Origin of the sequence: Flavobacterium araucananum (assembly GCF_002222055.1) — a bacterium.
GTDB lineage: Bacteria > Bacteroidota > Bacteroidia > Flavobacteriales > Flavobacteriaceae > Flavobacterium > Flavobacterium araucananum.
Window position 1 is genome coordinate 20,852 of the sequence record NZ_MUGS01000001.1, and the last position, 13,800, is coordinate 34,651.

Consider the following 13,800-nt stretch of genomic DNA (forward strand, 5'->3'; position numbering starts at 1 on the left):
AGACCATGTCAAACAGTGTGTATCAGATCAACAAAGGAATTAACCAGAGCATAGAGTTTAAAGGGTTAAAGGCGCAGTATATCTGGTATTTGGGCGGCGGTGTAATTGTGCTTATGATACTGTTTGCCATTATATATATAGCAGGCTTACCCTCAATTATCTGTATCGGAATTATTGGTATTTCAGGGACATTATGGGTTTTGAAAATATATAAAATGAGCCATAAATACGGTGAATATGGAATGATGAAAGCTTTAGCGAAACGACAGATTCCAAAAGCTGTGAAATCGCAAAGCAGAAAAATTTTTATGATGACCAAATAGAATTTGCTCAGCATTACCTGAGCGGTAAAAAAAAGAGGATAATGGAAAAGATGATAGATGATATTTTACCAATTATGGATGTAGAGCATGATTGCATCCTGTCCAAACAAGGAGATGTGACAGTAGTGTTTAGAGCAGAACTGCCCGAGATATTTACCTTGTCAGATCAGGAATACGAAGCATTTCATCAGGCGTGGATCAAAGCCATAAAGTTATTGCCGAAATTTAGTGTATTCCATAAACAGGACTGGTTTGTAGACAGCAAGTTTGAACCCGATTTCACAAGTGAAGATTCGAGTTTTCTTACCCGAAGCAGTGAACACTTTTTTAACGAACGTCCCTTTCTGGATCATTCCTGTTACATTTTTTTAACCAAAAAACCGGCAGGAAGAAAGACATCCAGTTCTCTGTTTTCAAATTTACTTAGGAGTTCAATAGTTCCGGAAGAAACATTAAAAGCACAGCTGCGTCAGGAATTTATTGACAGTACCGGACAATTCAGACGCATATTGGAAGACAGTGGTTTTGTAAAACTGACCCGTCTTGGAAACGATGAACTCAAAAGTCACAGTAGAAAGATCGGTATCATTGAACAATATTGTTTTTTGTCTGAAAAACAAAACTCATTTGTTTTTAAGGACATTGCTTTTGATGATGGCCTGCAGGTTGGTGACAAGCATTGCCAGATTTATACGTTAGGGGATACAGCTGATCTGCCTGCACTATGCGGTTCGAGGATTAATTATGATCGGTATTCTACTGATAAGACCAAGTTCAGCATTGGATTCGCATCAACTTTGGGCCAATTGTTATCTTGCAACCACATTTACAATCAATATATTTTCATAGAGGACTTCCAGAAAACACTGCAAAAGCTCGAAAGCAAAAGACTCCGATTACAATCCTTATCAGCCTATAGCAGGGAGAACCTGATTGCACGTGATGCCACTAATGATTTTCTTAACGAGGCTATCAGCCAGCAGCGACTGCCTGTAAAAGCGCATTTTAATGTACTGATCTGGACGGACAACAAAGAAGAACTCAAAGACCTGAAGAACAAAGTTTCTTCAGCATTAGCGCAAATGGATGCTGCTGCTAAGCAAGAAACAGTAGGCGCAGCACAAATATTTTGGGCAGGAATTCCCGGGAATTCCTCAGATTTCCCAATGAACGACACCTTTGATACGTTTACAGAACAAGCGACATGCTTCCTGAATCTGGAAACAGGCTATCGTTCTTCCCTTAGCCCAACTGGAATTCGATTAGGAGATCGTTTGACTGGAAAACCAGTTCATGTAGACATTAGTGATGAGCCTGTTAAGATGGGAATTTGTACCAATCGGAACAAATTCATACTGGGGCCTTCGGGAAGCGGTAAATCATTTTTTACTAACCATATGGTTAGAAGTTATTATGAACAAGGAACTCATGTTGTACTTGTTGATGTTGGACACAGCTACAAAGGCTTGTGTGATATGGTAAAGGGCTACTACTTTACCTATGATGAAAAGAACCCGATCCGGTTTAATCCATTTTATATCAGCGAAGGTGATTCGCTTGACACCGAGAAAAAAGAAAGTATTAAAACACTCTTGTTGGCACTCTGGAAAAAAGACAATGAAACTTTCAATCGAAGTGAATATGTAGCACTGTCCAATGCACTGCAATTGTACTATGAAAAGTTAGATAGCAATTCCGATTTATTTCCATGTTTTGACAGTTTTTATGAATTTCTAAAAAATGAGTTTGTATCCATATTGGAAGGTGACAAGGTAAAGGAAAAGGATTTTGATGTCAACAATTTTCTTTATGTACTGCGTCCTTACTATAAGGGAGGTGAATTTGATTACCTGCTCAATGCTACCGAGAATCTGGATCTGTTAAAAGAACGCTTTATTGTGTTTGAACTCGATAATATCAAAGACCATCCGATACTCTTTCCCGTGGTGACCATCATTATCATGGAAGTCTTTATCAGTAAAATGCGCAAGCTTAAAGGAGTCCGTAAAATGATCCTGATTGAAGAAGCCTGGAAAGCTATTGCCAAGGAAGGAATGGCAGAATATATTCGGTATTTATTCAAGACTGTTCGTAAATTCTTTGGGGAAGCCATTGTAGTGACTCAGGAAGTAGAAGATATTATATCCTCTCCGGTCGTTAAACAGGCTATTATCAATAACAGTGACTGCAAAATACTACTGGACCAAAGTAAGTATCAAAATAAGTTCGAACAGATTCAGGAACTGCTTGGGCTTACCGAAAAAGAAAAGGCACTCGTACTATCGGTAAACAAAGCCAATGATCATGATAAGAAATACAAAGAAGTGTTTATCTCCCTTGGAGGTATGCAGTCTAAAGTATACCGCACCGAGGTATCCCTTGAGGAGTATTATGCCTACACAACTGAAGAAACTGAAAAAGTAAAAGTACAGGCGTATGCTAAGAAATTTGATGGAGACATCAGAAAAGGCATTGCGGCACTTGCTAATGACTTAAGAGCATAAAAAAATATGAAAACTAAACAACAATACTTATGAAAACAAAAAAGAAAATCATGATTTGCCTGTTGTGCTTTTTACTGATCAGCACTCCGGCAAGACCGGCAACGGTTGCAGCAATACCGATTTTAGAAATTGTAAAAGCGGTTGCCAAAAAGGTAATTAAGGCTATTGACCTAAGGATCCAAAAACTGCAGAACAAAACGATCTGGCTGCAGAATGCGCAGAAAAAAATAGAAAATATCCTCTCCAAACTAAAGTTGGATGAGATTTCCGATTGGACTGAGAAACAAAAAGAACTCTATAAGAATTATTACGAGGAACTGGCAAAAGTTAAATCCATTATTACCTATTACCAGCGTATCAAAGATATCAGTGAAAAGCAGGTTCGTTTGGTAGATGAATACGAAAGAGCATGGAACCTGTTTCAAAAAGATGCTCATTTTAATTCCAGCGAACTCGATTATATGCAAAGTGTGTATTCCGGAATATTAAATGAAAGCCTGAAAAACATCGATCAGATTTTCCTTGTATTGGATTCTTTTACCACACAGATGAGTGATGCCAAAAGACTGGAGATTATAAATGCTGCTGCAGATCAGATTGATGCTAATTATGATGACCTGACGCTCTTCAACAGACAGAATATACTACTGAGCCTTCAAAGAGCCAAAACAGAGCATGATGTCAAATCCGTTAAACAATTTTACGGAATTCCGTAAACAAGTAATAAAATCATGAAAAAGATATTTTTAGTAGTGCTTTTTACTGCACTGACCACAGGGAATCTTCATGCACAGGCAAAACAGCAAAGGATGCTTTTAGAGCAAATAGCAGCCCTGCAAGTCTATATCGGATATGCTCAAAAAGGCTATTCGGCAGTCAAAAAAGGACTCAATACCATAGGAGATTTCAAACGTGGAGAATTTAATCTTCATACCGATTATCTGAATTCTCTTAAGACAGTCAATCCCAAAATAAAAAAGTATGCCAGGGTAACGGAAATTATAGGGCTCCAGACAAAAATCATGAAAAGCTACAAAAGCTTATATCAGCAAATCCGGCAGGATGATTTGTTTCATGGAGATGAAGTCGATTATATCAGAAGGGTCTTTGAAAGGTTAATCAAAAATTGTGATACCAATCTGGATGAACTTCTAACAATCGTTACGGACGGAAAGTTAGAGATGAAAGATGACGAGCGAATGAAACGCATTGATATGATTTACCAGAATATGCTGGATAACTATACTTTCTCTGAGAGCTTCAGTAATGAAACTAAAATCCTGGCTGTATCAAAAGCAACCGAACTGAAAGAAGCAAAAAACAGCCGTGTCGTAAACGGCATTAATACTGATTTGCCATGAAAAAATTATTGATTATAGGAATTGTGTTTACCGGATTACTATTTCCATCCCAGATAACCGCTCAAAAACAGGAAATCCAGCAATTGATTTTGAACATAGAGAAATTGGCCCAGTTCAAACAGATTTTAAAGGATATGAAAAAGGGCTATGAAATACTAAGTGGAGGCTATAATACTGTAAAAGATTTGTCTGAAGGAAATTTCAACCTTCATGAAACATTTCTTGATGCGCTCATGCAGGTTAACCCCACAGTTAAGAATTACAGCCGTATTGGTGACATTGTGAATTATCAGGTGCTGCTGGTAAAAGAATACAAGTCCGCTTTTAGCCGCTTTAGGGACAGTAAAAATTTTAATGCTGAAGAAATTGCCTATTTCGAAAGGGTATACAATAATCTTTTTAAGCAAAGTCTTAGAAATCTTGATGAACTGACCTCTGTGATTACCGCAAATAAAATGCGAATGTCTGATGATGAAAGGCTGGCCGCTATTGACAAAATATATGCAGATATGCAGGACAAACTTTTGTTCCTGAGAAACTTCAACAATAATACGAATGTACTGGCTTTACAGCGTGCAAAAGAGCATAATGATACGCAGGCAATGCGTAGTATTTATAAGTTAAATAACTAAATATCCACTGTTATGATAAAGATAAATAAGCAAATAATACTTGTTCTTCTTGCAATGATATTACCGTTTACGATCCAGGCACAAGGAATTGCAGACGACATGAACGGCTTGCATAGTGTACTGGAACAATTGTATGATGAAATGATGCCTTTATGCAGTAATCTGATTGGGGTTGGACAAGGACTTGCCGGTTTTGCAGCTATGTGGTATATCGCCTCAAGAGTCTGGAGACATATTGCCAGTGCTGAACCCATCGACTTCTATCCACTATTTCGTCCCTTTGTTATTGGATTTTGTATTATGATTTTTCCCTCTGTCCTCTATATGATTAATGGTGTTATGAAACCTACCGTTACAGCAACTGCTGCAATGGTGGAAGGATCGAACAAAGCGATTGAAAGACTGCTTAAAGAAAAAGAAGAAGCACTCAAAGAAACAGATCCCTGGAAAATGTATGTTGGTTCGACAGGAAGCGGTGATCAGGATAAATGGTACCGCTATACACATGATGATGCAGATCCAAGTGGTCAGGGAATGCTGGATGGTATTGGAAATGATATCAAATTTGCCATGAGCAAGGCCTCTTATAATTTCCGCAATTCAGTAAAAGAATGGATGAGCGAGGTACTGCGTGTATTATTTGAAGCTGCTTCCCTGTGCATCGATACACTGCGGACTTTTCAATTGGTGGTACTTTCTATTTTAGGTCCAATCGTTTTTGGCATTTCGGTCTTCGATGGTTTTCAACACACCCTTACCGTCTGGCTGGCACGTTACATCAATATCTATCTGTGGCTTCCCGTGGCTAACATATTTGGAAGCATCATCGGAAAAATTCAGGAGAATATGCTAAAGATTGATATTGCGCAAGCAGGAGAATATGGAGAGACTTTCTTTAGCAGGACTGATGTTGCCTATTTGGTCTTTATGATTATTGGAATTATAGGTTATTTCACTGTCCCTTCTGTTGCCAATTACATTGTTCATGCCGGAGGTGGCGGTGCACTGGGACAAAAAGTGACCAGTATGTTTAGTAATTCTACAACTTCCATTGTCAATACTACATCTCAAGGGACAACAATGGTAGCGGATGCTATGGGGAATGCTGCCGGTCGTATGTATCAAAGCATGTCAGATTCCGGAAATTCTGCGCCTTACTTCAAGGACAAGGATAATTATATGGCTGATAAATTAAAAGGTAAATCTTAACCCTAAATTCAAAGTTTATGTTTAGCAAAATGAAAAATATTGACACTGCCTTTCGGCATGTTCGTGGTTTTACCCTGCTGGTCATTATAGGATGTATCCTGATTAGCTGCTTTTCACTTTATAAAAGTTTTACGCTTGTATCTCAAATGCAGAACAAGGTTTATATACTGGCTAACGGAAAGGCACTGGAAGCCTATGCTTCGGACCGAAAAGACAATATACCTGTAGAGGCAAGGGATCATGTAAAAACGTTTCATAAGCTGTTTTTTACACTTGACCCGGATGATAAAGTCATTAAAAGCAATGTAACAAAGGCTCTTTATCTGGCGGATGACAGTGCCAAACGGGTCTATGATGATTTAAAGGAAAATGGTTATTACTCCGGCATTATATCAGGGAACGTCAGCCAGACGATACAGATTGACAGTGTGACTATTGACCTTAGCAACTATCCGTATGGATTCCGATGTTATGCTACTCAAAATATCATTCGTACCACCAGTATTGCGCATCGAAACCTTATTACGGAAGGCAACCTTCGAAATGTATCGAGAAGTGACAACAACCCGCATGGCTTTTTAATCGAGCGTTGGAATACTATTGAGAATCGGGACATAAGTACCGAAAATCGAAAATAATAAACTACTAATTATGAAAGTTACTTTTAAAAGAAAGAACAATGCTGTTACAGGTACTAAAAATAGTATCTGGGAGAAATTTGAGCAGGCCAATCTTCGATTGCAACATAAGTGTGCACAATGGCTAGAGCGTAAAACAGCTCATTTTTCAAGACTCAATTGGATTGTGGTTCTATTCACTTTTATAGTGTTTACAGGAGGCTGCAGTATTTATCTGATTGTAAAGAGCTTTTATGGGAATACAACTAAAAATATAACTGTAATTCCAATTACTAAACCAACGAGTTCGGTTCCATTAAAAGAAAAAGACATCGATTTAAATACAATTATCAGTAAAGCTGAATTGGAAAGAGTTGCACGTTTTCGCAGGTATATGGATAGTGTGGGGCGTAGTCCCATAGGTAAAAAAACGCATGACAGTATTGTGTTAAACCGTCCGGGGCTTCTGGACAGTCTAACAATGCTGGAAAATTATTATTACTCACATCTTAAAAATTAATATCATGGAACAAAAAACAAAATCATTAAAAGTACTAAAGCAGCGTAAGATGCTCTTGGTAGTACCACTGTTGGCCCTGCCATTTATAACTGCTATATTTTGGGCATTGGGTGGTGGAAAAATGGATGCTGCCAACTCAGTAGCACCACAGCAAAAAGGTTTTAATCTAAAACTTCCCAATGCGAACCTGAAAGAAGGACTTCCAATGGATAAAATGAATTATTACGATCTGGCTGCACTTGATTCAGCAAAGCTTGATGAACTTATCAAAAAAGACCCCAACTATTTGGGTCAATCATTTCAGATTGATTCCACTGAGGACAGCAGCGCTGTTACTCATAGAAAGGAACGAACTGGCTTAAATACTTCAGTGCATTGTGATCCCAATGAAGAAAAAGTGCATCAAAAATTGGAAGCATTGCAAAAAGCAATCAATGCTCCGGTAATAGCTGTGGAACAAAACCGGGATTATGATAAATATACAAAATCAAGTAAAACGGCAATGCAGTCCAATGATGTAGACAGGCTGGAACAAATGATGCAGTCCATGAATGATGGGAAGGAAAGCCAGGATCCTGAATTGCAGCAGCTCGGTGGAATGCTGGAGAGTATTTTGGATATCCAACATCCAAACAGAGTACAGGAAAAATTGAAAAAAGCGTCCGAGGCTCAGCGTGGACAAGTCTTTACTATTTCAACTAAGGAGTATGAAGATCCTGTTTCTTCTTTACAAAACAAAACATTGAACAGTTCTGAGTCTGAGTACAAACAGAATGGTTTTTATTCTTTAGACGAACTAGAAAATGATGATTCAATGCAGAATGCCGTAGAAGCAATTATTCATGAAACACAAACAATTGTAAATGGCTCGACAGTTAAGTTCCGACTCATGAATGACATATTTATAAATGGCATTAAAATCCCAAAAGACAATTTTTTGTTTGGAACAGCTTCGTTAAAGGGAGAAAGGCTGACAATCAATATTAGTAGTATTAGATACAATAACTCCTTATTTCCGGTGGATTTGTCTGTTTACGACATGGATGGACTTGTTGGTATATATATTCCGGGAGCCATTAATCGTGATGTCGCCAAAGCATCCGCTGATCGCTCCATGCAAACTTTAGGGGTTACATCATTGGATGATTCCTGGGGCGCTCAGGCAGCGGGAGCAGGAATTGAAGCGGCTAAAAGTCTGCTAAGCAAAAAAGTAAAACTGGTTAAGGTAGTTGTGAAAGCAGGTTATAAGGTACTGCTGCGTGATGAAAAACAGAAACAAAAAGATTCCAATTAAAAACTAAAAATGATACAGATGAAAAATTTTAAACTATTGGTGATGGGGCATCTATTATTTATGACCATCGGTGTATTGGCACAGCAAACAGGTAAAAGCCGTTTATCTAAAACAGAATCAGACTCTTTAATGATAGCCTATTCAAAAACGACCAATCTTGTATTTCCTTTTGCCATAAAAAGTGTAGATAAGGGAAGTCCCGATATATTGGTACAAAAGGCTAAAGGTCTTGAAAACATCCTTCAGGTTAAGGCTGCCCAAAAAGGATTTTTTCAGACCAATCTTACGGTAGTCACAGCTGATGGTAAACTCTATTCATTTGTGCTGGACTATAATGAAGAGTTTCCACAGCTGAATCTTACATTGAATAAAACTAAGCCCGATGGACAGGAAATTTATTTTTCAGATGAAATTATTAATAATCAGGATATTGAGGAATATTCAAAATTAGCCTTATACGACAAAAAGAAGCTCCGAGGTCAAAGGGAAAGTAAATACGATATTGACTTTAGGCTCAACGGAATTTTTATTCGTGACGAAGTAATGTATTACAGGATAAAAGTAAACAACAATTCTAAAATCAATTATGAGATCGATCAGCTTCGTTTTTTTATTCGTGATACAAAAAAAGTAAAACGTACCGCTTCTCAGGAAATTGAAATTACACCAATTTATATCCTTAATGATATTGATAAAATTGAAGCTGAAGCAGAAAATACGTTTGTATTTGCACTGCCAAAATTTACAATTCCGGAAAAAAAATATTTAGCCATACAAGTCATGGAGAAAAATGGCGGCAGACATTTAGAAGAGCATGTCAAGAATACAAAACTGGTACAGGTGACTGTACTTCACAAACTATAAACTATTTAATAATTAAAAATTGAAATCATGAACGAGAAAAATTTTGAATACTTAAGAGATCAGATTAAGTATACCGGTTTCGGTGAAGCACTGGAATCTCAATTAAAAGAAAAAATGCAGAAGGAAGAGCCTAATTTTACTTTGACGTATAATGCGCAATATGGTAATGATACTGCCACAGCTACATTAAATTTCAATAAGTCAAAAGAAAGTGATCTGTATTTCTTTAATTCTTATAAAGTGGAACTGCAAAAAGAAAATTCTAAAGAAGCCTTGGAACAAACCTTTTACATCAATAAAGGCAGCAACATAACCATGAAAGAAGCTTACAATCTTATGGAAGGCAGATCGGTAAATAAAGATCTCACCAGTAAAGAGGGGGAAGTTTATAATTCTTGGGTTCAAATGGACTTCAAACAATCCGAATCTAATGGAAACTTTAAACTAAATCATTACCATCAGAATTATGGTTATGATTTAGAAGCAGCACTCTCCAAACATCCGATTAAAGAACTGGAAACCCCAAAATACAAAGAAGACTTGATAAATTCTTTGAAAAAAGGAAATCTGCAGAGCGCTACTTTTTTAAAAGAAGGTAATGAGATCAAGCAGTATATTGAAGCCAGCCCGCAATTCAAAACAATTAATATCTATGATAATAATATGAAAAGAATTGACAATCGTAAAGCTCAGGAAGAAAAACAATCCGAAAGCCAGCAGACCTCAGAAAAGCAGAGCAGCAAAAAACAAAACCAAACTGCCGATGATGATGGACCTGAAATACCAAAGGAAGCTAAGAAGAAAAAGAAAAGTCAATCCATGTAATCAGTGATGAAGAACGAACAACTTCCCACAAACAGAGTAGAAATGGAATTAAACCAGTGGCGCTCCAGGGAAGAGCGTTTTAGTAAACTGTTTAATTTTAGTCTTTCGGGCAATAGGTCACTGATTAAAGAAAAGCTTCATCATTACGAGCGGATTGGAACAAAGTATAAGGGAACAAAAAATATTGAGGAGCGTTTTGCTCTGCAGATGCTCAAGCAGGAAAAGAACAAGATTCTTAAGCAGCTTTATCCTAATTTATTGGTAAGACTCATTCGTAAACTGATCATTGCACCACTCATAGACCAAATTGCTGTTCGGAAAGATGCAAAAGAAGAAGAAAAAAACAACCAATCGCTGTATGATCAGATGCAGCGTATTGGTTTTAAAGATTTGTCAAATCAAATTGATCAGCAAATCAAACAAGGTCACGAGCACTTCACTATCCCGGTTTCCTATTATGTCAACGAAAAAGAACGACTGGATCATGAGTTGTCCTTTGTTAAAGACCAAAGCGGACAGTATCAATTTGAAGGTTATACAGCTAGTCTAAATAATGAACTAAAACCTGAAGAAAACAGGAATCAGTACTTCAAATTTGAACAAGAAAAATCTCTTGATACAAAACAGGCTTATAATTTGTTGGCAGGAAGAGCGGTTCAAAAGGAAAAAACTTGGATACAACTAGATCTTAACGACAAAGATCCCAGCGGTAATCATCGTATCAAAGAATTTCATTCCGGGTATGGTTACGATCTTGAAAAAGCCGTACAACAACTTCCTTTAAAGGAATTATCAAATAAAATTCAAGCCGATAAATTAAAGGATGATTTAAAACAAGGAAACAGGCTGCCTGTAACCTTGATTAAAAATGGAAATGAACATCGGTTTTACATTGAAGCCAACCCTCAGTTTAAATCGGTAAATATTTATGACGAGCATTCGAGAAAAATAACACTGTCAACTGCATTGGGCAATAAAACAATGGAAACTGTAAAACAGCAGCAAAAGGCAAATGAGAGTCAACAGGTGAGCCATTCCAAAAGAAATGGTATGCGCGTAAGCTGATAATCCAGAAAATAATGAAAACACTAAAACCTTTATCTGATTTTTTTAAGGCAATAGAAAAAGATCATCGTATCAGTATCACGCATATTGGTATATATGCCGCATTGCTTCAATTTAGGACGCAAAAGGGTTTTGTTAATCCTATAGAGGTCTATAGGAATGAAATTATGAAGTTAGCTAAGATAAGCGGACCTGTAACATACCACAAATGTATGCGTGAGTTAAATGAGTATGGTTATATAAGTTATCTGCCAAAACGCAATAGAAACCAGCGGAGTACGATTTATTTCAATTCTTAGTCACATTGATATGCAAGTAAATTGAAAAAAGTTTATGCTATGAAGAAGTTTACTTTAGAAGAACTTCCCGATGCGGTTTCAAAATTGTATGGGAGGATGCAAGAAATAGAAAGGTTTTTAGAAAAAAATAAACCTAACCTCGGTAAAAGGAATTCGTCACTTAATGCCTTAGCAAAAGAGAAGTGCAGTTCTAATTTTAACAAGAGCGATTTGGCACAACTTTTTTATATTCTTATGGATGAGAAAATTTTATTTTTTGATGACCTTAATCAGAAGTGTAATAGAAGCAAAATTCAGCTTTTTATAGAAAATAATTTTACATATATAGGAGATTCAGGGCTTCAAACAAACATAGATACTATAAGTAAACAGTTTTCTGAGTCAAAAGGATTTACCTATAAAGACAAGCAAATAAGATTTCTTGAGAATATTATTGTTATGCTTGAAAAACGGAGAGAAAAATTAATTTGCTGGTAATCTGTATCACTTAAAATGCAATACTAAAAATTAACTATTATGTCTAAAGAAGATAACAAAACTAAAATGTCCTATGTAGTAGCAATCAAACAATTGCTAGATCCTTTATATGCCAGACTAGAAAAAATAGATTCAAAAATAAAAGGAAACAATACAAAAGACAGTTTACGATATTATAGAAATGAAGATTTAAAGAAAATATTTGGACTCTCAAATAATACAATCATTAAATACCGTCAAACGGGTATACTTCCTTATACTAAATTAGGTGATATTTACTTGTATGAATCAAGCAAAATAGAAAAAATACTTAGCGAAAACGAGCCATGATTATTATTGATTGTACTTCTACAAGTAAGATAAGATTCTATTTCAATACAAAGGCAAAAGGATTCAATTGTGAATTCTTTTGCCTTTGTAATAGTAGTCTAGTTAGTGTTTAACTGGCTAATTGTTCATGTATACTTTTGTTTTAATTTTGACATATCCTCCATGATGTTTATATCCAATACCTTGGCGTAATGCTGTGTCTGTTTGATGTTAGTATGTCCCATCATTGCCGAAACATTCTCTATCCTTACTCCATTTCCTAAAGTCACCGTTGTTGCAAATGTATGTCTTGCAACATACCAAGTGAGGTGTTTGTCGATCCCGCACAAATCAGCAATTTCCTTAAGATAGGCGTTCATTTTTTGATTGGACAACTTTGGGATCAGCCCAATCTGCATATTTTTGTATTTATTAATTATTGCCAATGTGGGAGGAAGTACAGGAACATTTGCTCTAATTGTTGTTTTTGCTCTATTGGTCATAATCCAAAGATTGTCCATTGCATCAGAGGATATATTATTTGATGTAAGATTAGCGGCATCTACTGGGGCATATCCCGTGTAACAACTAAACAGAAATACATCTTTAACCTTTTCGAGACGTTGAATTGAAAATTTTTTGTTTTCAATTAAGTTTAATTCTTCCTGGGTAAGGAATATGGCATCGGTGACATGGAGTTTACCATCATAGAGATTAAAAGGATCTTTGTCTATTATTCCCATTCTTACGTTGTATTTACATGCTGTTTTATACATCCGCATATATTTTACTACCGAATTATTTTTAATGCCTGTTTTGCCTTTAAAACGACTGTCGTATTTAAGGAACGACTCAAGATTGTAAATATAGGCACTGTTTACTTCTTGTAGAGAAATATCTGGTATTCCATACTGCTTTTCCATAAATATGATAAGTAGATCTTTTGCGCGCTCATATTTCTGGTAAGAAGCTTTTGATCGTTCTGCAGCATCAACCTTCTTTTTAAAAAAATCATTGTGTCTGTTCATAATCTCAATTATGCTGACACAATCTTCTTTTACGACTGTCGTTTCGCCTTTAAACTCGTCTTTGAGTAACTGCAGAGAAAAATCCTGATCGATTTTATACAGTTCATTAAACTTCTTTTCCATGCCAAGAAGAAAGAGATCCAAAGCACTCTTGATTACTTTTTCCTTTTCAAGTTTGAGAACACTTCTTAGGTTGTCGGTAAATTGCCATCTTTCTTTTAAGATTGATTTACCCGCTGCCATCGTTATGGATTGCTTTTTGAATGAAATTCGGGCATAAATTGGAGATTCTCCACTTTTGTTGAATTTACCTGCTTTGAGATAAAAAATTACTTTTAACATAACTCACAATTTTAAATTAATAATCAAATTGATTTAAAATCGCTGAAAGTTTGTAGTGTTTTTAGGCAATTCCCGGGGAATTTACTTTTTTTAGTGACCCTTTTTTCGACTTTTTTTTCGAAAAAAAAATT

At 36.3% G+C, this 13,800-nt stretch carries 16 protein-coding genes; 15 read left to right on the forward strand and 1 reads right to left on the reverse strand.

Annotated elements, in window-relative coordinates; genetic code table 11:
• Positions 1-5: 5 nt before the first annotated feature.
• From B0A64_RS00105 to B0A64_RS00175, 15 genes are read left to right on the forward strand one after another with little or no spacing between them, the layout of a single operon-like run.
• Positions 6-323, forward strand: coding sequence for a DUF4133 domain-containing protein (locus B0A64_RS00105; protein WP_089477527.1), 318 nt, complete (start codon positions 6-8; stop codon positions 321-323).
• A gap of 41 nt (positions 324-364) precedes the next feature.
• Positions 365-2,827, forward strand: coding sequence for a TraG family conjugative transposon ATPase (locus B0A64_RS00110; protein WP_089477528.1), 2,463 nt, complete (start codon positions 365-367; stop codon positions 2,825-2,827).
• Between the two features lie 29 nt (positions 2,828-2,856).
• Complete coding sequence (locus tag B0A64_RS00115; RefSeq protein WP_065450750.1) at positions 2,857-3,543, forward strand: conjugal transfer protein TraI; 687 nt, start codon at positions 2,857-2,859, stop codon at positions 3,541-3,543.
• Positions 3,544-3,558: 15 nt separating this feature from the next.
• Positions 3,559-4,188 (forward strand): hypothetical protein, encoded by a 630-nt coding sequence (locus tag B0A64_RS00120; protein ID WP_089477529.1) that lies wholly within the window; start codon positions 3,559-3,561, stop codon positions 4,186-4,188.
• Positions 4,185-4,820, forward strand: coding sequence for a hypothetical protein (locus B0A64_RS00125; protein ID WP_089477530.1), 636 nt, complete (start codon positions 4,185-4,187; stop codon positions 4,818-4,820). The genes B0A64_RS00120 and B0A64_RS00125 overlap by 4 nt, the downstream gene beginning before the upstream one ends.
• A gap of 12 nt (positions 4,821-4,832) precedes the next feature.
• The gene (traJ, locus tag B0A64_RS00130) at positions 4,833-6,029 is read left to right on the forward strand and encodes a conjugative transposon protein TraJ (protein ID WP_072964964.1); all 1,197 of its coding nucleotides are present in this window, start codon (positions 4,833-4,835) and stop codon (positions 6,027-6,029) included.
• 17 nt (positions 6,030-6,046) lie between these two features.
• Positions 6,047-6,667: a conjugative transposon protein TraK gene (gene traK / locus B0A64_RS00135; protein WP_089477531.1), complete on the forward strand. Its 621-nt coding sequence runs from the start codon at positions 6,047-6,049 to the stop codon at positions 6,665-6,667.
• 13 nt (positions 6,668-6,680) lie between these two features.
• The gene (locus B0A64_RS00140) at positions 6,681-7,166 is read left to right on the forward strand and encodes a hypothetical protein (protein ID WP_089477532.1); all 486 of its coding nucleotides are present in this window, start codon (positions 6,681-6,683) and stop codon (positions 7,164-7,166) included.
• A gap of 4 nt (positions 7,167-7,170) precedes the next feature.
• Complete coding sequence (traM, locus tag B0A64_RS00145; protein WP_089477533.1) at positions 7,171-8,460, forward strand: conjugative transposon protein TraM; 1,290 nt, start codon at positions 7,171-7,173, stop codon at positions 8,458-8,460.
• An 18-nt stretch (positions 8,461-8,478) separates the two neighbouring features.
• Complete coding sequence (gene traN / locus B0A64_RS00150; RefSeq protein ID WP_089477534.1) at positions 8,479-9,324, forward strand: conjugative transposon protein TraN; 846 nt, start codon at positions 8,479-8,481, stop codon at positions 9,322-9,324.
• Positions 9,325-9,351: 27 nt separating this feature from the next.
• Positions 9,352-10,149, forward strand: coding sequence for a hypothetical protein (locus B0A64_RS00155; protein WP_089477535.1), 798 nt, complete (start codon positions 9,352-9,354; stop codon positions 10,147-10,149).
• Between the two features lie 42 nt (positions 10,150-10,191).
• Positions 10,192-11,214 (forward strand): hypothetical protein, encoded by a 1,023-nt coding sequence (locus B0A64_RS00160; protein ID WP_123875865.1) that lies wholly within the window; start codon positions 10,192-10,194, stop codon positions 11,212-11,214.
• 14 nt (positions 11,215-11,228) lie between these two features.
• On the forward strand, positions 11,229-11,513 hold the full coding sequence (locus B0A64_RS25460; protein WP_089477537.1) for a hypothetical protein: 285 nt from the start codon (positions 11,229-11,231) through the stop codon (positions 11,511-11,513).
• A 39-nt stretch (positions 11,514-11,552) separates the two neighbouring features.
• Positions 11,553-11,990 carry a hypothetical protein gene (locus B0A64_RS00170; protein WP_089477538.1) on the forward strand — a complete coding sequence of 146 codons (438 nt, stop codon included), beginning with the start codon at positions 11,553-11,555 and terminating at the stop codon, positions 11,988-11,990.
• Between the two features lie 39 nt (positions 11,991-12,029).
• Entirely contained in the window at positions 12,030-12,320 is a 291-nt protein-coding gene (locus tag B0A64_RS00175) for a helix-turn-helix domain-containing protein (RefSeq protein ID WP_089477539.1), read from the forward strand.
• A 125-nt stretch (positions 12,321-12,445) separates the two neighbouring features.
• On the opposite strand, the gene B0A64_RS00180 is transcribed toward B0A64_RS00175, so the two are convergent.
• Positions 12,446-13,669 carry a site-specific integrase gene (locus B0A64_RS00180; protein WP_089477540.1) on the reverse strand — a complete coding sequence of 408 codons (1,224 nt, stop codon included), beginning with the start codon at positions 13,667-13,669 and terminating at the stop codon, positions 12,446-12,448.
• Positions 13,670-13,800: the final 131 nt, after the last annotated feature.

Excerpts from the sequence above, each read along its gene's own strand:
- B0A64_RS00105 (WP_089477527.1), top strand. The coding sequence starts at position 6 with ATGTCAAACAGTGTGTATCAGATCAACAAAGGAATTAACCAGAGCATA.
- B0A64_RS00110 (WP_089477528.1), top strand. The coding sequence starts at position 365 with ATGGAAAAGATGATAGATGATATTTTACCAATTATGGATGTAGAGCAT.
- B0A64_RS00115 (WP_065450750.1), top strand. The coding sequence starts at position 2,857 with ATGAAAACAAAAAAGAAAATCATGATTTGCCTGTTGTGCTTTTTACTG.
- B0A64_RS00120 (WP_089477529.1), top strand. The coding sequence starts at position 3,559 with ATGAAAAAGATATTTTTAGTAGTGCTTTTTACTGCACTGACCACAGGG.
- B0A64_RS00125 (WP_089477530.1), top strand. The coding sequence starts at position 4,185 with ATGAAAAAATTATTGATTATAGGAATTGTGTTTACCGGATTACTATTT.
- traJ (WP_072964964.1), top strand. The coding sequence starts at position 4,833 with ATGATAAAGATAAATAAGCAAATAATACTTGTTCTTCTTGCAATGATA.
- traK (WP_089477531.1), top strand. The coding sequence starts at position 6,047 with ATGTTTAGCAAAATGAAAAATATTGACACTGCCTTTCGGCATGTTCGT.
- B0A64_RS00140 (WP_089477532.1), top strand. The coding sequence starts at position 6,681 with ATGAAAGTTACTTTTAAAAGAAAGAACAATGCTGTTACAGGTACTAAA.
- traM (WP_089477533.1), top strand. The coding sequence starts at position 7,171 with ATGGAACAAAAAACAAAATCATTAAAAGTACTAAAGCAGCGTAAGATG.
- traN (WP_089477534.1), top strand. The coding sequence starts at position 8,479 with ATGAAAAATTTTAAACTATTGGTGATGGGGCATCTATTATTTATGACC.
- B0A64_RS00155 (WP_089477535.1), top strand. The coding sequence starts at position 9,352 with ATGAACGAGAAAAATTTTGAATACTTAAGAGATCAGATTAAGTATACC.
- B0A64_RS00160 (WP_123875865.1), top strand. The coding sequence starts at position 10,192 with ATGGAATTAAACCAGTGGCGCTCCAGGGAAGAGCGTTTTAGTAAACTG.
- B0A64_RS25460 (WP_089477537.1), top strand. The coding sequence starts at position 11,229 with ATGAAAACACTAAAACCTTTATCTGATTTTTTTAAGGCAATAGAAAAA.
- B0A64_RS00170 (WP_089477538.1), top strand. The coding sequence starts at position 11,553 with ATGAAGAAGTTTACTTTAGAAGAACTTCCCGATGCGGTTTCAAAATTG.
- B0A64_RS00175 (WP_089477539.1), top strand. The coding sequence starts at position 12,030 with ATGTCTAAAGAAGATAACAAAACTAAAATGTCCTATGTAGTAGCAATC.
- B0A64_RS00180 (WP_089477540.1), bottom strand. The coding sequence starts at position 13,669 with ATGTTAAAAGTAATTTTTTATCTCAAAGCAGGTAAATTCAACAAAAGT.